The sequence below is a fragment of the Microcoleus sp. CAWBG640 genome (assembly GCF_020883015.1).
Taxonomy (GTDB): Bacteria; Cyanobacteriota; Cyanobacteriia; order Cyanobacteriales; family Microcoleaceae; genus Microcoleus; species Microcoleus anatoxicus.
This window is the reverse complement of sequence record NZ_JAHRFC010000001.1, coordinates 280217-297988: the sequence shown is the minus strand read 5'-3', so window position 1 is coordinate 297988 and position 17772 is coordinate 280217. Positions and strand designations below refer to the sequence as shown.

Here is a 17772-nt window from a genome sequence, read left to right as displayed (position 1 = left end):
ATAACTTTTTTAATTTCTTCATTCAACCATTCAAAGCATAAACATCTTTGCCTCGACCGATCGCAAACCTGACCGAATGAGATAAATCTTTACTACACTGAGTAACAAAAATTACCAAAGCCAAACAAGCAAGTCCAGCCGCAAAACCAAACATATTTCTATAGCCAACTTGTTCAGCCACAAAACCTAAACTCGGCCCTGCGATCGCGATTCCCAAATCAAACCCGCCAATACAAAGCGAAAACAATCGGCCCCTTTCTTGAGGTTCGCACCTGTCAGACATCAGCGTTACCATCATCGGTAAAACAGTACCACCAGCACAACCTTCCACCAAAGCTGCAATTAAAAAAGCAGCGCTGTTGTTAGCAGAATACAACAAAAACATAGAAAAGCAGTAACAGATTAAACCACCAGAAATAAACAAGCCTCGTCCGTATTTATCGGAAGCCCTTCCCGTGACTAATCGCATACTAAAACTAGCAATGGCTGCCGTAGAGTAAAATAATCCCGGATTAAAACTAGCCTCAGTTTCTTGCACAAACAAAGGCATAAAAGTGCTTAAAGTTCCGAAAACTAAACCTACCAAAAATAAGACTAAAGCGGGAATCCGAACGCGGGGATTCCACAGCATTTGCCAATATTTTTTTTGGTCTTTATCCTCAGATAATAACTTTTGCTTTGCTAAATCTCCCCAACTAGGTTCCACAATTTGTCTGGTACAAAATAGAGCCATTGTAGCGAAAGATGCAGACATTAAAAACAAAGGAGTATACCCCACCCATGCTTGCAAAAATCCGCCCATCGCCGGGCCAACTGCCATCCCAATCGGACTGACTAAACTCATGTAACCAATTAATTCACCCCGCTTTCCTGGTGGCGACAAATCTATTACCAAAGCGCTGTAAGCTGTGGTAAAAGCGGCGATGCTAATGCCATGAAAAGCCCGGATCAATAACAGTAAAGGAATAGATTTAGCAAATAAGTAGCAGAGAGGTGCAATCGCAGCTACCAAAGTACCTAAAAGCAAAACTTGTTTTCGACCCTTGCTATCAGCCATTTTACCTAATTGCGGTCTCGAAAACAAAAGCCCGATCGCAAATGCACCCATGACAAAGCCAATTTGCTGTTTTGTACCACCTACAAATTGGACATACAGTGGCAAAGTCGGCAGCAGTGAAGCCAAACTAGACCAGAATAGCAAACCTGTTGCGAACAAAGTCAGCAAGTTGCGTTTGGGTTGGGGTTCGATATCCCTAAAAATATTCAAGATGCTAATTCCGTGAAATCAATATTCCAAGTCCACTCAAGCTAAGGTCGAGTGTATCTATAGCTGGTAAAAGTATAGTCATTTATAGGCATGGGAGGCTTCAAGTCCCTCCCTCTTCACTTTTACTTTGAGCGGATTAACCCTTCTTAAGCTGAACTACACAGCTCCCTATCCCATCGCTGAAGGCATTTGGGATTGCTTTTCTGAGGATGTTGTACGAAGCGTTGATATCAGAATTGATTAACTGACCAGTCGATGTTTTGTACAAACCTCGCTGAATACGCTTCCCTGTAAACATTGGCTCTTTTTCTGTTTTCCCGTAGACAGGGATTGAGTCTAAACCCAAAAAACTTGCCCGCGATGTAAAGGATTCTTCCTGCACAATTACTGTGATTCCCACCAACCCAGCTTTGTATTCCAACATCTCAATTAATCGAGAGTGAGGAATACTAACAAAGTTTTGATTGGTTTGCGAACCGAGAGCAATTTCAGTTTTCCACTGTGCATTCTTGCCAATTACTAGCGTCCCAATTTGTTTGGTATTTAAAATCGCAACAATCACACGACTAGCATGATGCAAGTAATTATCAACTTTCTGATTACGACAGCGAGTTAATCGCTGAATTCTGGGTGAGGTTTGACGATTCCCTTTCAATTGGGATTGTAATCGGGATTTGCGTTTGTTATAGAACTGGTTAATCGATTTTAATGGTCGCCCGTTAATCAACAAAGGGATAAATCCCGGCTGATTTGAAGTTAACGCCACTAAATTATCTAGTCCCAAATCAATACTAGCTACAGAGTTGGCATTGCCAAGGGTGGACTCCGGTTCACTTCGAATCGCGGTTCCTGAGCGTAGTCGAAGGGCAGTACAAGCATCATAAATCACCTCAATTACATAGGAATCACATTTCGGAACCACTCTAACTTGACAAATCTGGTTGGGATTGAGTTGGGTTTTAATTGAAAGCTCAGTGCCGGAAGGTTTAATGATTCCTTTTTTCAACTGTTTGCTGCTAATTGCTTGAATCGTGTAGACGAGAAGATTTCGCCCTTTAGTCTTATCTTTGTACTTTGGCAATTTTGGGCGACCCGTGAATTTTGAAGAATCAACTTTGTAAGCTTTAACGGCTTCAAAAAACGATTTCCAATTCTTGTCTAGCACCATCAAGATTTGCTGACTTACTTTAGCTGGCATTGCCTTATATGCTTCGTGAGACTTCATCAATCGGTTCATTTCGTTGTAGTTGACATAGCCCCACCCATAAATAAAACTCTGACGAATGACGTAATTGGCGGCATTGTAGAGGTTTTTGGACTTGAAAGCTAGTTCGTCAATTTGGGCGAAACGGTGTGACGTTGATTTAATGATGTGCCTCTCTGTTAGTTGCATTTGAGACTTGCGTTTTTTGGGTTATGCGTATTCCTGATTCAACACTCACAACAATATAATACCATTATTGTTTATAATTGCTTATAAACTCAATGAAGTTTTACAATACATTGTGTTACAAATTTTTAACATCTGCAACTAAAAAAGTTAATATTTGACTCACAGTCAACTCTCAACATTCTTACCAATCAACCTCGGTTCTTTCTGCCATCACCCGTTGATAAACCCACTCTGTTTCCATGGCCAACTTCGGCCAGCTAAATCGGCGTTCCAAGTCTGAGTAAGCATTATCAACTAACCACTGTCCATAACCCGGATTTTTCAACACCTCCAAAATCCCCCAGGCTAAAGAATCAGAATTATTTGCCTGAGTAACAACGCCGGTTTTCGTGTGTTGTACCACTTCGGGAAGTCCACCGGCATCAGAAACTACCACAGGTACTCTGGCTGCAAAACTTTCTAAAGCTACAATCCCAAAAGGTTCGTAAAGACTAGGAAAAACAGCACAGTCAGCCACCGTTTGAAATTTATCGAGGTCGTCTTCAAACATGAAGCCAGTAAAATAACATTTATTCCAAATTCCTAAGTTCCAAGCCAGATCTTTGAGATGGTCAGTATTGCCACCACCCACAATTATAATCTTGGTCTTTCCCCCCATTTCCCAAATTACTTTTGGTGCAGCACTCAAAAATACAGCTATGCCCTTTTCGTAGCTGATTCTGCCCACATAATAGACAATTTTTTCATCATCTGCTGCAAATTTTCGCCGAAAATCTCTGGCATCGAATTCGTGCAAGCGTGGCTTTTTTTCTGACCTAATTCCGTTATAAATTACTTCTATTTTGTTCCATGGGGTAGATAGTACCCGTTCGGCTTCTCGCCGCATATAATCGCTGCACACAATTACCCGCCAAGCATTGTAAGCGAGGCTATTTTCTTTGGCGTTGATGTAGCGCTGTCCGTCATTGTGGAGACCGTTGAAGCGTCCGTATTCGGTGGCGTGGATGGTGGCAATTAGGGGTACTTTAAAAGTATGCTTGAGGGCGATCGCGGCATCTCCCACTAGCCAATCGTGAGCGTGAATCAGATCGAAACGCCCTTCTTCTAGCATCAGTTTGCCACCTTGATGGCCCATGCTTTGGTTGAGGTTGGCTACCCAGTGGAAAAAGTCGCGGGCGTGTCCCACCACCACCCGATGTACCTGTATTCCTTCCACCACTTCATACATCGGCGCGTTGCCGAACTCTACAGTAATCAAGTGAATGGAGTGGCCCAGCTCCACCAATTCTGGATACAATTCGGATACGTGGCGGGCGATCCCACCTACGATTCTGGGAGGAAACTCCCACGCCAATACCAAAATTTTCATCTCTCTTCCCTCCACATACTTTACTTTATAGATCTTAATGTTTATGGTTGACTAATTTATTGTATAATTTTAAGCTTTGATTGGTTGGTCGATCGCCCTACCCATGACCTGAACAATCATCCTGGACTCAAAAACCTGGTTTTTTACGGAAATACTGCTTTTGAGCCTTTAATGCTCGTGAAAAACCAGGTTGATTTGGCATTTATGGGTCCAGGACTAAAAAACAGGTTGATGCCAGATTTTTGCCACAGACACAGCCATGGCGAGCACCAGTCCGTGCCTACTTTTTGTTCAAAATCGGCTCCAATTGGCCACGAAAAGTAGCCCAAGCCGTCACCGATGCAGAGTTAGAAGCAGCACCCTTTTGCATCAAAATCGTGCCGTCTTCAAAGCCAATAATGCCGTACTCTCCAGAGTTGGACATTCGATCGATTTGAGGAACGATCGCCTGCAACTGTCCCCGTTCCGCGCGAAATGCCGCCTGATACTGTTGTAACTGCCACATATCCGCGATCGCATATTCCATCTTCACTATCTCCCTGGCATCATTCCGCAATTCCAACATCGGAAACCTAAGAATTTCTCGACGGCTTGACAAAATCGGCACAATCGTGTTAGTGGCTGACACACTAGCATCCGCAGGAATTTGAGCCAACAGAGGGCGCACCTCAAAAACGTGTTGCCACTGTCTGAACAAAGGAACCTGCACCCAAGGAGCGATCGCATCGGGCAAAATAAACGAAAAAGTCCGATTTGGGTTAGAGGTGAAGGTGAAAAATAGTGACAAAGAGATACAAAACGCCCAAAATCGGCGAAATTTTGCAGAGGAAGGGAAAGGCAACACCGCAGAAGGAAAACGCAAGATGGTTTGTTCTCCCCTTCTAATTTTATCTTCTTCCTGTTGGCGACTAGCCCACCAGAGGATAGTCCCATAAAACAGCCCAGGCACCACAGTCATCGCATAGCGAATATTGATCGCCAATACCGACTCTCCTTTAGCTAAAAATAGCTTCAGCAGGGGGAATCCAGCGATCGTCCAAGAAGCGGGTGCGAAAGCAGGAACCAAAGCTAAGGGCAACCACTGACCAAGCAGGTATTTGATTTTACCAAAAAACGGCGTAAATAATTGTTCAACCAACCGCCAAGGATTGCTCACCATTCCCCAAATAATGTCAAGAGTCGAAGCTTCTTCTCCATCGGCATATTGACCGAAGCGTTCTATCATAAACCGCTGGGAAATATCAGCAGAAAATAAGGGCATAATCGCATTGGTCAACACAATCATGTAACCAAAACTCAGAAGGCAGACAGCCAAGCCAGTCCGGGGATAGCGCCGACTCAAAATCAGGTAAACTCCCACCCCAAATAACACCACACCCCCATCTTCCCGCACGGCCAAAATTAAAGTTGCCAAAATCCCAAACAGCGGCCACCAGCGCTTTTCCATCGCCAGTAGCAAGCTAAAAACATAAAGCGGAATTTGGCAAACATCGTGAAAATTGCCCAAAGTCGGGCCAATTACCGCATTAGCACAGTAATAGCTGACCACAATTGCAGCCGATAGCCGGCGCTCTAAATAGTGTCTGGCAAGAGCGTAGAGCACTAAACCAGCCGCCGTAATCAAAGTCACCTGCAACACCGTCAAAGTCACAGGAGAGGGAAACAGGGAGTAAATTGGCAGCCACAGCATCAGCGCCGGAGTGAAGTGCTGCCCTAACCGGTAGTAAAATACTTCAGGGAGCTGATTTTGGTGAACCACGTTAGTAGACAAAGCCGAAGAGAGAGAACTCTCAAACAAGCGACCGTGACTACCATTCCAAAACAGTTGATTAAAAATGCCTTGGTCGTAAGTGGCATAAAAGCTGTAGTAGCGGTGCAGCGTCAGTAATAAGCACAGCACAAAAAACCCCGCCGCCACCTTCATCACCTGATGCAGCGACGAATTTTGCTTGCCACTCAAAAATATCATCCATCCGCCCTCATCAAATTATCGGAGATTAGCATAAATCTAAAGGAGGTATTAAATTAAAGTAGAAGTGAAATAACTCGGCTCGGCAATGGTCAATTATTTTCACCCGATTAAAAAGATCCATAGCGTTCCTCCGACCATCGGCACAAGTGACACAGACTCTTCTCGTGAACAGTCTGCCACTTCCGAATCGGTGCTACAGCTTCTGCTGTTTGTAGACAAGCGTCCCTCTTCCAAGGAACAAACCAGACACATCCGCAAATCCCTAACAGATTTGAAGGCAGAGTGGGACTTTGAACTTCAAATCATCGACGTCGGGGAACAGCCTGATTTGGCGGAACACTTTAAAGTCCTAGCCACTCCTTCCCTGCTCAAAATCCATCCCACTCCGCGACAAACCCTCACCGGCAGTAATTTGAGCGCCCAATTGGAGCACTGGTGGCCCCGTTGGTTGTTGTCTGTAGAAGAATACACCGCTCAGCAACAGTCTCCAACATCTCCGCCTGACACTGGGGCAGAGCCAAAACCGATTTATTCGGTTGCTTGCGCCGTGGAACTGGTGCAACTTTCGGATGAAGTTTTTCGCCTCAAACAGGAAACAGAACACCTGCAAGAACAGTTGCAGTTGAAAGACCGCATTATTGCCATGCTCGCTCACGATCTCCGCAATCCTTTGACGGCTGCTTCTTTGGCTTTGGAAACTTTGGAGTCGCATCAGAAGGTGAAAAAGGGGGAAATATCACGTTTGACACCCACTCTGGCGACTCATTTGATGAAACAAGCTCGGCGGCAAATTCGGATTGTCGATCGCATGATTACAGATATCCTGCAAGCAGCTAGGGGTACCAACGCCCAACTGCACATGGCACCCAAAAAAATCGAACTGGGGAAAATTTGTCAAGATGTACTGCTTCAGTTTCAAGACAAATTTCAAGCTAAAAGTCTCAACTTGGAGACAGACATTCCTCCAGATTTGCCCTTGGTTTATGCCGATCCCGATCGCATCAAACAAGTGATAGCCAACCTCCTCGACAACGCCAGCAAGTATACCCCAGAGCAAGGAACTGTGACTATTTCCATGCTCCACCGCACTGCTTACAAAGTCCAAGTCAGCATTGGTAACAGCGGGCCGGGAATTCCTGAAGAAAATTGCGAAAGCATTTTTGAAGACAGCTTCCGCTTGCAGCGAGACAAATCACAAGACGGTTACGGCATTGGACTGTCTCTTTGTCAGGGCATCATCCGCGCCCACTACGGTCAAATTTGGGTAGATTCAGTCCCCGACAAAGGCAGTTGTTTTCACTTTACTTTGCCCGTTCAAAAATAAAAGTTAGTTAACAGTTATCAGTTATTAGTTTTCAGTTAACACCATAATTTTTACGGAGAACAGCAATAATTTGTTCGTTGGCTTTGGGGAAAGTAAATTGGTCAATCTCCTCTAGTGTCACCCAGCGAATTTCATCACATTCGAGGGTTTGCAGTTCACCGCTGAGGTAGCGGCAGTTGTGTACGCAAAGCGTCACTGTAAAATTAGTGTAGTCGTGTTCGATCGTCATCAAGCTCGCACCAACTGCGATGACGATCCCCAACTCCTCCATAATTTCCCGTTCAATACAAGCTTCCATGGTTTCCCCAGGCTCTATTTTACCACCGGGAAACTCCCAAAAACCGCCGTGTAGTCCTTGTGCGCGTCTTTTGTCAATCAAAATTTTTCCTTGTTCGTTCCAGATGACAGCAACGCCGATGACTTTGTGAGGTAAAGAAGAAAGAGACATATTAATTTAATGGTTAATGGTTATTTGTTATATCGTTTCCGGCTGCATCGGAATGATTTAACCGGACCTAGAACGCAGAGAACACAGAGGGAGATAAGAGAGATGAATACAGGACGATGTTACCGGATTTGATATTAGTTGTTATTTGTAAAAAATAACAAATAACAACTAACAATAGCCCCCCATCTGGTGATGGGGGGCTTGAGTCTTCGACTATTTAACTGTTAACAATTTAATCATCAGAACCGTGTATTTCACTAGCTTGCATAGACTTTTCAAAAGTCATTCGTTGTTCGGCATTCTTGAGAAAATAACCGCTAATCATCGCCGAAGCCAACAATCTACCCAAATGCTCGCGACTGGTAGTGACTGTAACCCCGAAGTGTTCCGAAGGTAAATTGCCCAATAGTCCGACAATATTTCGCTCCATTACTTGAAAAACTTCGTGAGAATTTGGCTTAGACAACTGAGAAACGGTGTCTGGAGCCATGGACTGCACGTATTGCCAAAGTAAATTAGAATTTTCTCCGTCTTCTTCAAAAAATTCTGGGGATTTGTTAGATGAATTACTCACGAGAACCTCCGTTTCAGAGACAGTTGTTGATTTTACAGACAGCCCGGTTAATTTCAATAACCTTATTTACTGGCTGCTTATCTTTCTTACCAAGTAATTACTAATGTAGCAGGACGGTGATCATAACGAAGTGGGTACAACCGAATTCAAGGAGACGGTTTTTACGATGTTAGATTGGGGATGGCGAAAGTCTAAGCCGATCGCCAGTCCCCAATCTACCTAGCTGGCTAGATAATCGTTGATATCTTGCTTTCGTTTGCGGAGTTTAGTCAAAGCTTCTCGTTCTATTTGCCGCACTCGTTCCCGGCTGATGTTAAGCCGATCGCCTATTTTTGCCAAGGTGAGAGTTTGCCCATCTTCCAAACCAAACCGCAAGGCCAGCACTTGCCGCTGTTGGGGAGTCAATTCTGCCATCAGATGATCCAAATCCGTCCGCAGGGAAGATTGCAGAGCAAAATCTTCCGGGGAAGTACCAGTATCTTCCAACAAATCGCCCAACTCAGTATCTTGATTGTCTCCCACGCGCAAGTCAAGGGAAAGTGGTAAACGGGCGCGATCGAGATATTCGCGAATTTGTTTGGGAGTTAAATCTAACTCCTGGGACAACTCCGCAGCAGTGGCAGCCCGGCCTAGCTGTTGAGCAAGTTGGCGTTGGGCTTTTTTAATTTTGTTGAGCTTTTCGGTGATGTGGATTGGTAAGCGGATGGTGCGGCCTTTTTCGGCGATCGCCCGCGTAATCGCTTGACGAATCCACCAATAGGCATAAGTAGAAAATCTATAACCCTTAGTCGGGTCAAATTTTTCAACTCCTCGCTGCATTCCAATAGTGCCTTCCTGAATTAGATCGAGTAAGTCTACGTTGCGCTTGATATATTTCTTAGCAACAGACACCACCAGCCGCAGATTGGCTTCCACCATTTGCCGCTTGGCTCTTTCCCCGTGCTCGATTGTCCGCTGCAACTGTGCCTCAGACAGCCCAACTGCCTGTGCCCATTCGGCCGTCGTTGGGTCGCGGCCTAACTCTTCGGCGAGAATATATTTCTCCTGATTCAGTGCAGTCGATCGCTGTACCTGTTTCCCATAGAGTATTTCTTGCTCATGGGTCAACAGGGGAACGCGGCCAATTTCTCGCAAGTAAGCGCGAACAGAATCTGTATCTGAGGACTTAAGAGTTTTCATGAGCTTTTCCCGCTGAGGATCAGTGCCTCTAAGGGTTTGCTGTGCGGCAAACCCCTAGTTTCTTCTGGTACGGAAAGCGGGCGGGGACTTGCGCTTTCCTTGGACTTAAACAGGCTTCGTTTTATGGTAGCTAGCTGCTACTCCCTGCCGCCCCCGTCTCAGGTTGGGTTTTGCTTGGGGGGTTAACAATGCTACTTATGTTAAGAATCTTAACATTTCTGAGAGTGGTTGGCTATATTTCTTTACATTTATTTTCTCTGAGCATGAGTTGCAATGCTAGGAGAGTATCGGCTTTCCTAGCTGAAAAATTGCATCAAAGTGTACAAAATGGCAGAATTTTTGGACTGAGGAGAGTTGACGGTTGAGAGTGGACTGTTGACTAATAACTTCTTTGTCTTTGAGCTTCGTACAAAATCAGGGCACTAGCGATCGACACATTCAAGGATTCTACGCCCCGACTCAAAGGAATTTGGATTTGTCGATCGGCCAAATTCCTCAATTGGCCCGACAAACCAGAGCCTTCATTGCCCAAAACGATCAGAGTCGGCAACCGCAAATCTACTTCCCAATAAGTTAAAGTCGCATCAGGGACTGTGGCTAAAATTTGCATCCCTCGATTTTTCGATCGAGAAACGGACGCCATTAAATCGGGAGTAACTGTCATGGGTAGCTTAAACCAGGCTCCTGCGGAAGCTCGCAGCACCTTGGGATGATCCAGATCCGCACTATCTGCACTCAGTAACAAACCGTCAGCGTTAGCAGCCGCAGCCGTGCGGACGATCGCCCCCAAGTTACCAGGATCTTGAATGGTTTCTAAAGCTATCCCCAAAGTGGAGAATTCTGCTGGTGGAGTAGCGGTGCGACGTGCGGTGGCGACTATACCATCGGGTTGGACTGTAGTGGCGATCGACTCCAACACCTTCCTATTGACTAATTCTGTGCGATCGGCCAAACTACAAGCCAGCTCCCACAATTTCCCATGTTGCTCAACCCACTCAGGAGTGCTGCAAACCGTAGCCAGGGGGTAATTCACCCCACAAGCTTCCTCCAGCAGATGAGTCCCTTCCAGTAAAAATAATTGTTGTTCCCTGCGTCCCTTCGAGCTATGGAGCTTGCGGATTTCCTTGACTAGGGGATTTTGAATACTTGTCAGCATTGTTTAATTTAGCAGAGTGGATGGGGTTATTGCCTGCCTCGGCATCACCCCAAACTACTGCCTGCCTTGAGAATGCGGAACCCGGGACTTGAACCCGGAAGGCTTGCACCACATGAACCTGAATCATGCGCGTCTACCAATTCCGCCAGTTCCGCATCAACCACGATTTACTAATTTATGGTATATGCGTCACTTTGTCAAGTGTTTAGAGGAAAATTCTTTTTTGGTGTCTAGAAGGATTGCGATATAGCCCTTAATAGCACTACATCTCAACGTCGATTACTTGAAAAGCTTGTTTAATCCCCTGAGCTAAAGCAAATTTTTGTTGTTGGCTATAGAGTTCAAAACTTGTCCGATAAGCCGATCGCATCTCCCGCAAATTCTCAATTTGACCTTTTCTATCTTTAAGATTGAACAAAACCCAAGCTAAATTATGATGAGCCTCAGCATAATCCGGTTGTAGCTGAACCGCTTTTTCCAAATAGGACTGCGCTGGCCGCCACTGTCCCTGCCGCCCCAACAATGTACCTAAACGAAATTGGATAAAAGCATGGGGTGGAAATTTCTGATTGTAAGCTTCATAAGCTTGGATAGCACCAGGAATATTTTGGACTTGTTCGCGAGCAATGCCTAAATTTTTCAATACCCAAGCAGCGGCTTGTGGATAGCGCGCCGCTTTTTCAAAATTAGGAATAGCATCAGTCCATAGCCCCTGCAAAGCTTGTTTCCAGCCTATAAAACCCCAGGCAAAACTGCTGTCAGGAACCTGAGTAATAAACTCTTGGGTGCGTCGCTCTATATCTCGCGCTTGTTGAGTAATTACTGCTCTATCTAAGGCGATAATTAGACAAGGATATGCCCAGCGTAGCAATTCGCGATCGCCCTGAGAATTAGACTGCAATTACCAGCTCAGTTAAAGGGCTTATATAGGGGCACAATTTTCTAGGGCGAGTGATAGTGTCTGAGTGTCTATCGCCCTTCAACAGATGCATCCGAATCACTTTCTGACTTTTCCAGAGGAAGGCTAGAGGTAGGAGTTGAGTTAAATATAGGGTTTATCGGTTGCGACCGCGCCCGACGAGATGAAGATGAAGTAGGCTTTGAAATACTGGGAGAGTCTGAAGAAAAAGGCTGACTCTCGATATTTTTTTGATTTTGAATAAATATGTCAGAAATTTGCGGTTTCTCGAAGCTAGGGGTATCGATTACATCCCGATCGATATCTACAGAAGCCCTATTTTGCTCCGGCGACTTAAAAATCTCAGGATTAGGTCGATCGCCCCTACGTATTTTAGGTTGTCGCATATCTGAAGGCTGGCTCGAGAGCACTTCCTCTTCGGATTCAGGATATGTTGGGGGTATTGTAATATCAGCGGATGGCAAAGGAGAGGTTAATGGCTGCGATACAACCATAATCGGCTCAGAATCAAAAGATTGAGTTAGTTGACCCGCTACAAAATTTGACCAATCTTCCGGTTCCCAAACAATATTCGGAATGGGCAAAATTTGACTGTTCGGCAAAGAGAGAATATGGGCAGTTAAAGCGATGCGTCGCTTCAAAGATGCTGAAACCAGAAAAATACTGCCATCGATAAAGGTATCTTTAGGAAGTTTTTCTATATGAATCCGAATCTCATTAAGTCCTGGAGTAAGATTGCGCGGTTCAATTTCTATTCCCGATACATCTGACACGATTTTACAAGCAACTGGAACTATAATTCGCAGGAGTAAATCGTGTTCGCTGCCGTGAGCAAGTTGCCCGATATGCAGTGGGTTTGGATACTTCCACTCGCCTTCTTCTGCTGGTAATCCCATGACTGTTCCTCGCACTTCAACATCATCAAACTGTAAGTTTTCTCCTGATTTAACCAGAATGGCACAATTCTCTTCAGGATTACTACTGCCTTCTTCTCCTGTAACTTCAATTCTCAGATTTCTCAGGCTAACTCCATCGGACTGAATTGATACCACAGGCCCTTTAAGCACCCAAATAGTTGCGCCCTGTCCGTCTAAAATAATCGAACGGTTAATAACAAGCGGTCCTTCGCATTCAAAACCGCGAGGTCGCAACGTCAGCGTTGCGTTATCGGGTTGGGAATCAATTTCTTGCTGGAGGCTAGTAACTTTTATTTTTTGTGCTGTCAGCGTTGCGTTATCTAATTGAGAATCAAGTTGTTGCTGAGGGTTAGTAACTTGTTTTGTTGGCGCAGGAACTTCTGAATTCAATTTTGGGACTTCTTCCTCATTTTTATGTTCCCGCGTGTTGCCAAAAAAATCTTTTACTTTGTCGATAATTTTAAACATTAATTTATATCCTGTTTGGGTGAAGTTTTTGAGAAATTTATAGCAGCCTGCAAGTACGCTGGTGAATACTGCGAACAATCCTGTAGGAGCAACTACCTGAGTATCATCTACAATACTAATATCTTTGGGCGATCGCTCTTGTATCGCCTGATTCGTTATGTCACTCTCCACAGCCGATGGAGATGAAGTCTTGGATTGACTGCTCATGCTGACACTGCAAATTTCTTGCCAACTTAGAAGGCGTTCTGCTGGATTATGAAAAATGACAGGCAACCAAGTTGCACTAGGACATTGGTACTTTAAAAACGATAACTTTTCCCGTGCCACTCTTACTGCTAGATAGAGAGATTTTCCCTCACGGGCGTATGCCTCAAGAAAATACTGTAAAAATTTATGAGCAACATAATCTGGTACAGGCTCCCGCATTACAATTACTTGTGGAATGTGCCAATCAGCCAGTTGTCTTCCTATTCCCAAGCCGTCACAAGAGTTGAAAATTGCTAGTTGTAATCCTCGCCGAACTACCTTTTGAAAAGCGTACTTTAAATCTCGAATTTCTATATTTTCTTCCTCATTAATCACCAGCCAACTTTTTGAGCCGTCGGCTAGACTAGAACTGTGACCTGAATAAAAGATGATATCCAGTTGTTCTTGCCAAAGGAGATTGCCTAAATCCTCGAATTTTGGCTGATTCAACCGCATCATGTCGGCATCGGGGAAATGTGCTTTCAGAATTTCCCAATCAGCATCAGTATTGATTTGTGAAAAATTCTTATTTGAAGGCTCTCCAAAAATAACTAGAATCCTTACTTGCTCTTTAATAGTTGTTTTTGCTATTCTTGATATGGGGTTATATTCTGGTAAACACAAAGCCACTTCTGACTGATGATATTGTTCCCAAAAATCCCAAAGATGCCAGGGCAAACGCTGTAATCTAATATCGTCAGTTTCAACAATAAACCGAACTTCTTCATCTGTTTTTAATACTTGTTTTAGTTTTTCCCTGATGGAGCTAAACTCCCAAGATTTTAGCCATTTATTGATGCTGCCTCCCAACTGTTCGCTAGCTGTGGCGTTCTGTTTGTTAAGCTCTTGAGGATTAGTTGGTTGTCCCTCTTTAGCCCCAAGTCTTACTCCAAAAGGATCTACTATCCGCCGATAAGTTGACTGCCAACAGGTGTAATGCGCGACAATATCTGGAGCCGGGGGTAATTGACCCCTGGGTTCAGTAAAAGGATGAAAACCATCTTCTCCAATTTGTAGAGAGACTGGAAAACCGCGTTCAAAATCACCATTTCCTATTTTGAGAACAACCACTTTTACCATTGACAGTCACCTTACGTTTTTTACGCGATCGCAAGTATATTTTTTAACAGAGATTAGCATAGATTAGCAGTAGTGAATCCCGTGCCTCTAAAAAAACTCAACACCATTCAGCTAGACAAATTAATCATCTGTACCTCGACCATCCTCCCGTGAGGCTCTTGAGAAAGTTTGAATGTAACTCCATCTTTTAACTCAATAGCTTGCCCGGGCTGTCCTGACTGAGAACTCGGTGCAACTTTATTACCGCCTGGAGAAGTTAGCGAAGTAAGATTTTGGTTGATCAGCAGCCATTGTCCATTAAACAATACAAAATAAGCTTGAGTAGTTTTATCAGCTTCTTCACCCGGAAATACATTATCAAAGGCGTGCCATTTATACAGGAATAAATTGTTGTATACAACCAATTGCTTATCCAGAGTCCACTGACCGGGGCGACGTTCTGAACGCAGCCTCAGAATCGGTATTGTACCCTTGGGTTTAGCTCCACAGAAGGGACATTGTACATTATTAGTGTCATGTAAAATGAACCAATGACTGGGACAATAATTGTTGTGACAGGGGATAAGTAAATCCCAAGTTTTGACGAGAGCGCGCTCCCATTCTTGTGCTATGGGGCGGTCGTTAGGTGAGTGTAAGCTTTTAACAAATGCCCTCTGAAATAGATTGCTTAGGTCTGGTCCGAGCGTCGTATATGGTATTTTTAAATCTAAAGGTCGATTAGAGAAGTCAATAGGATGTTCGACAAAAAGAGCCATCGACCCCATTTCCAGACACTCCTGTTCTTCAGCAGATTTTGCTGGATGGATTTTAGGCCCTTCAAGGGGATGCCTGCCCAGTAAATATTGATAGATGAGAACTGCTAAGGCGTGTTGGTCTGTAGCGGCAGATGGATTCTGTCGGTGCGGATTATCGAGGGGTAAATGAATTGTCGCCAGCACTTCTGGTGCGATGTATCCCCTGGTTCCCAAAACATCTGGGGGGTACAATCCTGGCACCACTAATGAGTCGATATCAATAACAACACATTGTCCGGATGTGGGATCGATCAAGACATTTTTATTCGATAAGTCGGAATGAGCTAGACCGGCTTTGTGCATCCACCCAATTGCACGGGCTAAACGAATGCAAATTTGAAAATAATTAATCCATCTGCCACGTTCGGATTCCGGCAACATAGGACGGAGTTTTGGTCTGACAAACCAGGTACTTTCCTTCTCCTTACCTGCAAATGAGCCGGTTGCAAAAAAGAAGTTTCCTGGATAAGTAGGTGTGATGATTCCTAATTGAGGTTTAACTACAATACCCGTCGGCCAGCAGAATAACTGCTTAAAATAGTCGCCAGTTTTACCGATTGTGGGATTGTAGCCCTTCAAAATTTTTTCTAATCGTTCCCGTCGATTAGCATCGAAGCTTGCATTCGCATCTTTGTAGAAGCAAATGACCGATGATTTGTCAGTGGTAAAGTAAACTTGCTTCATGCCACCTTCCCCAATTACTTGCGGGAGATAGTCAACAGTGCTGCCATCGGCGAGAGTTGCTGTCAGTGTATTCATTAAACTTCCTCCCGATAAAGGACAACTAGGGTGCGATCGTCAAATGAACCTCTCCGATAATAGGAATCAAGCCAAAGTTGTAATTTTTCTTCCGGCTGCATAGAATCGGCTTCATTGCACATTCCTTCTCCCAGATAAGCGCCAGCCCACAACAGGGCAGGAGAAGCTATAAACTCTAACATTGGGCGCTCAAGTTCTTGTGCGTAACGCTCAACATAGCTGATGCGTACTTGTTTAGTATCATCTTTGGTAATTACTTCTTCCGGTATCAGAAACTTGGGTTTAGCTTCTTTTACACCATCGCTATCAAGCAGTTTTGTCTGTTCTAACTGTTTCTTAATCTCGCTATCTTCTGGTTTTTTAATTTCAATCACCTGATTGAGAATCAGATCGCCATACAGTTGCAACATTCCTGGGTCATTAGGAAAGTAATCGTCCGCCACGCCATCTGTCATCACCATTAAAGCTTTTATAGGGCTAAAGAATGGAAATGTCTTTCGCATAAGATTGTGTTTCTCTAGTTTTTTCTGAGACGTTATAAACTCAGTCTGACCACTGTATTCTCCCCTATCTGGCTGACCTAACAAATTAAGGACAGTATCTTGATTCACAGCAGCTATCATGCCATCACCAACCTGACAAGTAAGAACAAAACTATAGTCAGCTTCTTTGTATTTGACAGTTGTGTGTACGGTGAGTAGCAGAGTTGCCGAAAAATCGTTAATATCGACTCTCCTACCCAAAGCCTCCAAGTAATCTGCCAATTTGTAACATTCATCTGCCTTTTCTTTTATAGCATTGTAAGCTACTTTCATAGCTTCGTGTAACGCCTTTTGAACCTGCTCTAAATCCGATTCAGAAAAGGCACCTGTGAGTTCGTCACGTTTAAAACTATCTACAGACCAAATCTCTCGATCGTTTATCTTACAATCCTTGAGAAAGTCTGCCAAATAATTGACTGCTGCTTGGCAAGACACCTTAGCTCCAACACGAGAAAACTTTTTGGAACCTGCACCATCCGATACCGCAATAATTGTCCAATTATTGCTCACAGCAAACTCGAACCAATCATCACAGTTAGTTCCATTATGTTTGTGTGATTTTCCACGCACTCTTGCGCCGATTAGCTTCATCCCATCTGGGGGTTTATCAGAGTTGTTACAATCATATTCAGAATGCGGCTCAAGCTTATCTGACACCGACTGATACTTCCACAGAGAGGGAGGTAGAAGTATATCTCTTTGGCTAACCTCTTGATTCACAGACTCAGTATTCCTATTGCCTTCATCGCTAACTGATGTAGGCTTAGCTTCTCGCTGTTGCTGATTGTCAGTCACAATTTCATCGTTTCTTTCTTGAGTTCCCGAACCCGTAGGAGCAGCCAAATCTGAATCAGAGGAGATTTCAGACGATAAAAGCTCCTTTATCAACTCCCGGATAAGTTGACGAAACTTATCTTGTTGACGAGGTTCAATACTAGACCCAACCCTCACAAAACGCTGCCACAATTCTTCAAAAAATTTAATGTTTTCGCGTTGTTTTTCACATATTTCATCAATCGAATTTATATTCAACCGCTCTGCCAACATTTGAGAAAAAATTTTTCCCAAATGTTGGCAGAGAGTCCTCATAACATCTTGATGAGTTTGTTCGCGGGCAAAATCTTTCCATTTTTGTTTATAATCATCAAGATCGTGTTCAACATAAAGTTTCCAAGAAATAGCTTTTGCCAATTCTTCCAAGTCTCTTTCATTGTTCATGATTTTTCCTATTGTTTCGATTGAGAGTGTTTCTGAAAAAAATCTAAACATTGCTAAACAATCAACTGGTAGATTGGGGATAGCAATGATCTAGTAACTGCTCAAAAATTAGCGTGTATTATAGCTCCTTTAAATACAATCTTAAGA

Annotated in this window: 12 protein-coding genes, 1 tRNA gene and 1 pseudogene; 1 reads left to right on the top strand and 13 read right to left on the bottom strand. The window is 43.9% G+C overall.

Annotation, left to right across the window (positions count from 1 at the left end; translation table 11 throughout):
• Positions 1-22 precede the first annotated feature (22 nt).
• The 4 genes and pseudogenes from AAFP11_RS01240 to AAFP11_RS01225 all read right to left on the bottom strand — a co-directional run bounded on the left by AAFP11_RS01240 (position 23) and on the right by AAFP11_RS01225 (position 5998).
• On the bottom strand, positions 23-1267 hold the full coding sequence (locus AAFP11_RS01240) for an MFS transporter (protein ID WP_341735367.1): 1245 nt from the start codon (positions 1265-1267) through the stop codon (positions 23-25).
• 78 nt (positions 1268-1345) lie between these two features.
• Positions 1346-2660 (bottom strand): annotated as a pseudogene (locus tag AAFP11_RS01235) (transposase).
• 181 nt (positions 2661-2841) lie between these two features.
• Positions 2842-4029 carry a glycosyltransferase family 4 protein gene (locus AAFP11_RS01230; RefSeq protein WP_341735366.1) on the bottom strand — a complete coding sequence of 396 codons (1188 nt, stop codon included), beginning with the start codon at positions 4027-4029 and terminating at the stop codon, positions 2842-2844.
• 280 nt (positions 4030-4309) lie between these two features.
• Positions 4310-5998, bottom strand: a complete 1689-nt coding sequence (locus AAFP11_RS01225) for a DUF2079 domain-containing protein (RefSeq protein ID WP_341735365.1) — start codon at positions 5996-5998, stop codon at positions 4310-4312.
• 88 nt (positions 5999-6086) lie between these two features.
• On the opposite strand from AAFP11_RS01225, the gene AAFP11_RS01220 reads away from it, so the two are divergent.
• Complete coding sequence (locus AAFP11_RS01220; protein ID WP_341735364.1) at positions 6087-7325, top strand: histidine kinase; 1239 nt, start codon at positions 6087-6089, stop codon at positions 7323-7325.
• A gap of 31 nt (positions 7326-7356) precedes the next feature.
• On the opposite strand, the gene mutT is transcribed toward AAFP11_RS01220, so the two are convergent.
• The 9 genes from mutT to AAFP11_RS01175 form a co-directional block, all read right to left on the bottom strand.
• Positions 7357-7779 carry an 8-oxo-dGTP diphosphatase MutT gene (gene mutT, locus AAFP11_RS01215; protein ID WP_341735395.1) on the bottom strand — a complete coding sequence of 141 codons (423 nt, stop codon included), beginning with the start codon at positions 7777-7779 and terminating at the stop codon, positions 7357-7359.
• 226 nt (positions 7780-8005) lie between these two features.
• Complete coding sequence (locus AAFP11_RS01210; protein ID WP_340518474.1) at positions 8006-8347, bottom strand: DUF760 domain-containing protein; 342 nt, start codon at positions 8345-8347, stop codon at positions 8006-8008.
• A gap of 219 nt (positions 8348-8566) precedes the next feature.
• Positions 8567-9526 (bottom strand): RNA polymerase sigma factor, RpoD/SigA family, encoded by a 960-nt coding sequence (locus tag AAFP11_RS01205; RefSeq protein ID WP_341735363.1) that lies wholly within the window; start codon positions 9524-9526, stop codon positions 8567-8569.
• 379 nt (positions 9527-9905) lie between these two features.
• Positions 9906-10682 carry an RNA methyltransferase gene (locus tag AAFP11_RS01200; RefSeq protein ID WP_341735362.1) on the bottom strand — a complete coding sequence of 259 codons (777 nt, stop codon included), beginning with the start codon at positions 10680-10682 and terminating at the stop codon, positions 9906-9908.
• 73 nt (positions 10683-10755) lie between these two features.
• A tRNA-Leu gene (locus AAFP11_RS01195) sits at positions 10756-10837 on the bottom strand.
• A gap of 107 nt (positions 10838-10944) precedes the next feature.
• Complete coding sequence (locus AAFP11_RS01190) at positions 10945-11583, bottom strand: tetratricopeptide repeat protein (protein WP_341735361.1); 639 nt, start codon at positions 11581-11583, stop codon at positions 10945-10947.
• Positions 11584-11651: 68 nt separating this feature from the next.
• Positions 11652-14312 carry a CHAT domain-containing protein gene (locus AAFP11_RS01185; protein ID WP_341735360.1) on the bottom strand — a complete coding sequence of 887 codons (2661 nt, stop codon included), beginning with the start codon at positions 14310-14312 and terminating at the stop codon, positions 11652-11654.
• A gap of 107 nt (positions 14313-14419) precedes the next feature.
• Positions 14420-15865: a serine/threonine protein kinase gene (locus tag AAFP11_RS01180; RefSeq protein WP_341735359.1), complete on the bottom strand. Its 1446-nt coding sequence runs from the start codon at positions 15863-15865 to the stop codon at positions 14420-14422.
• Positions 15865-17625 carry a PP2C family serine/threonine-protein phosphatase gene (locus AAFP11_RS01175; protein WP_341735358.1) on the bottom strand — a complete coding sequence of 587 codons (1761 nt, stop codon included), beginning with the start codon at positions 17623-17625 and terminating at the stop codon, positions 15865-15867. Before AAFP11_RS01175 ends, AAFP11_RS01180 begins: the two co-directional genes overlap by 1 nt.
• Positions 17626-17772: the final 147 nt, after the last annotated feature.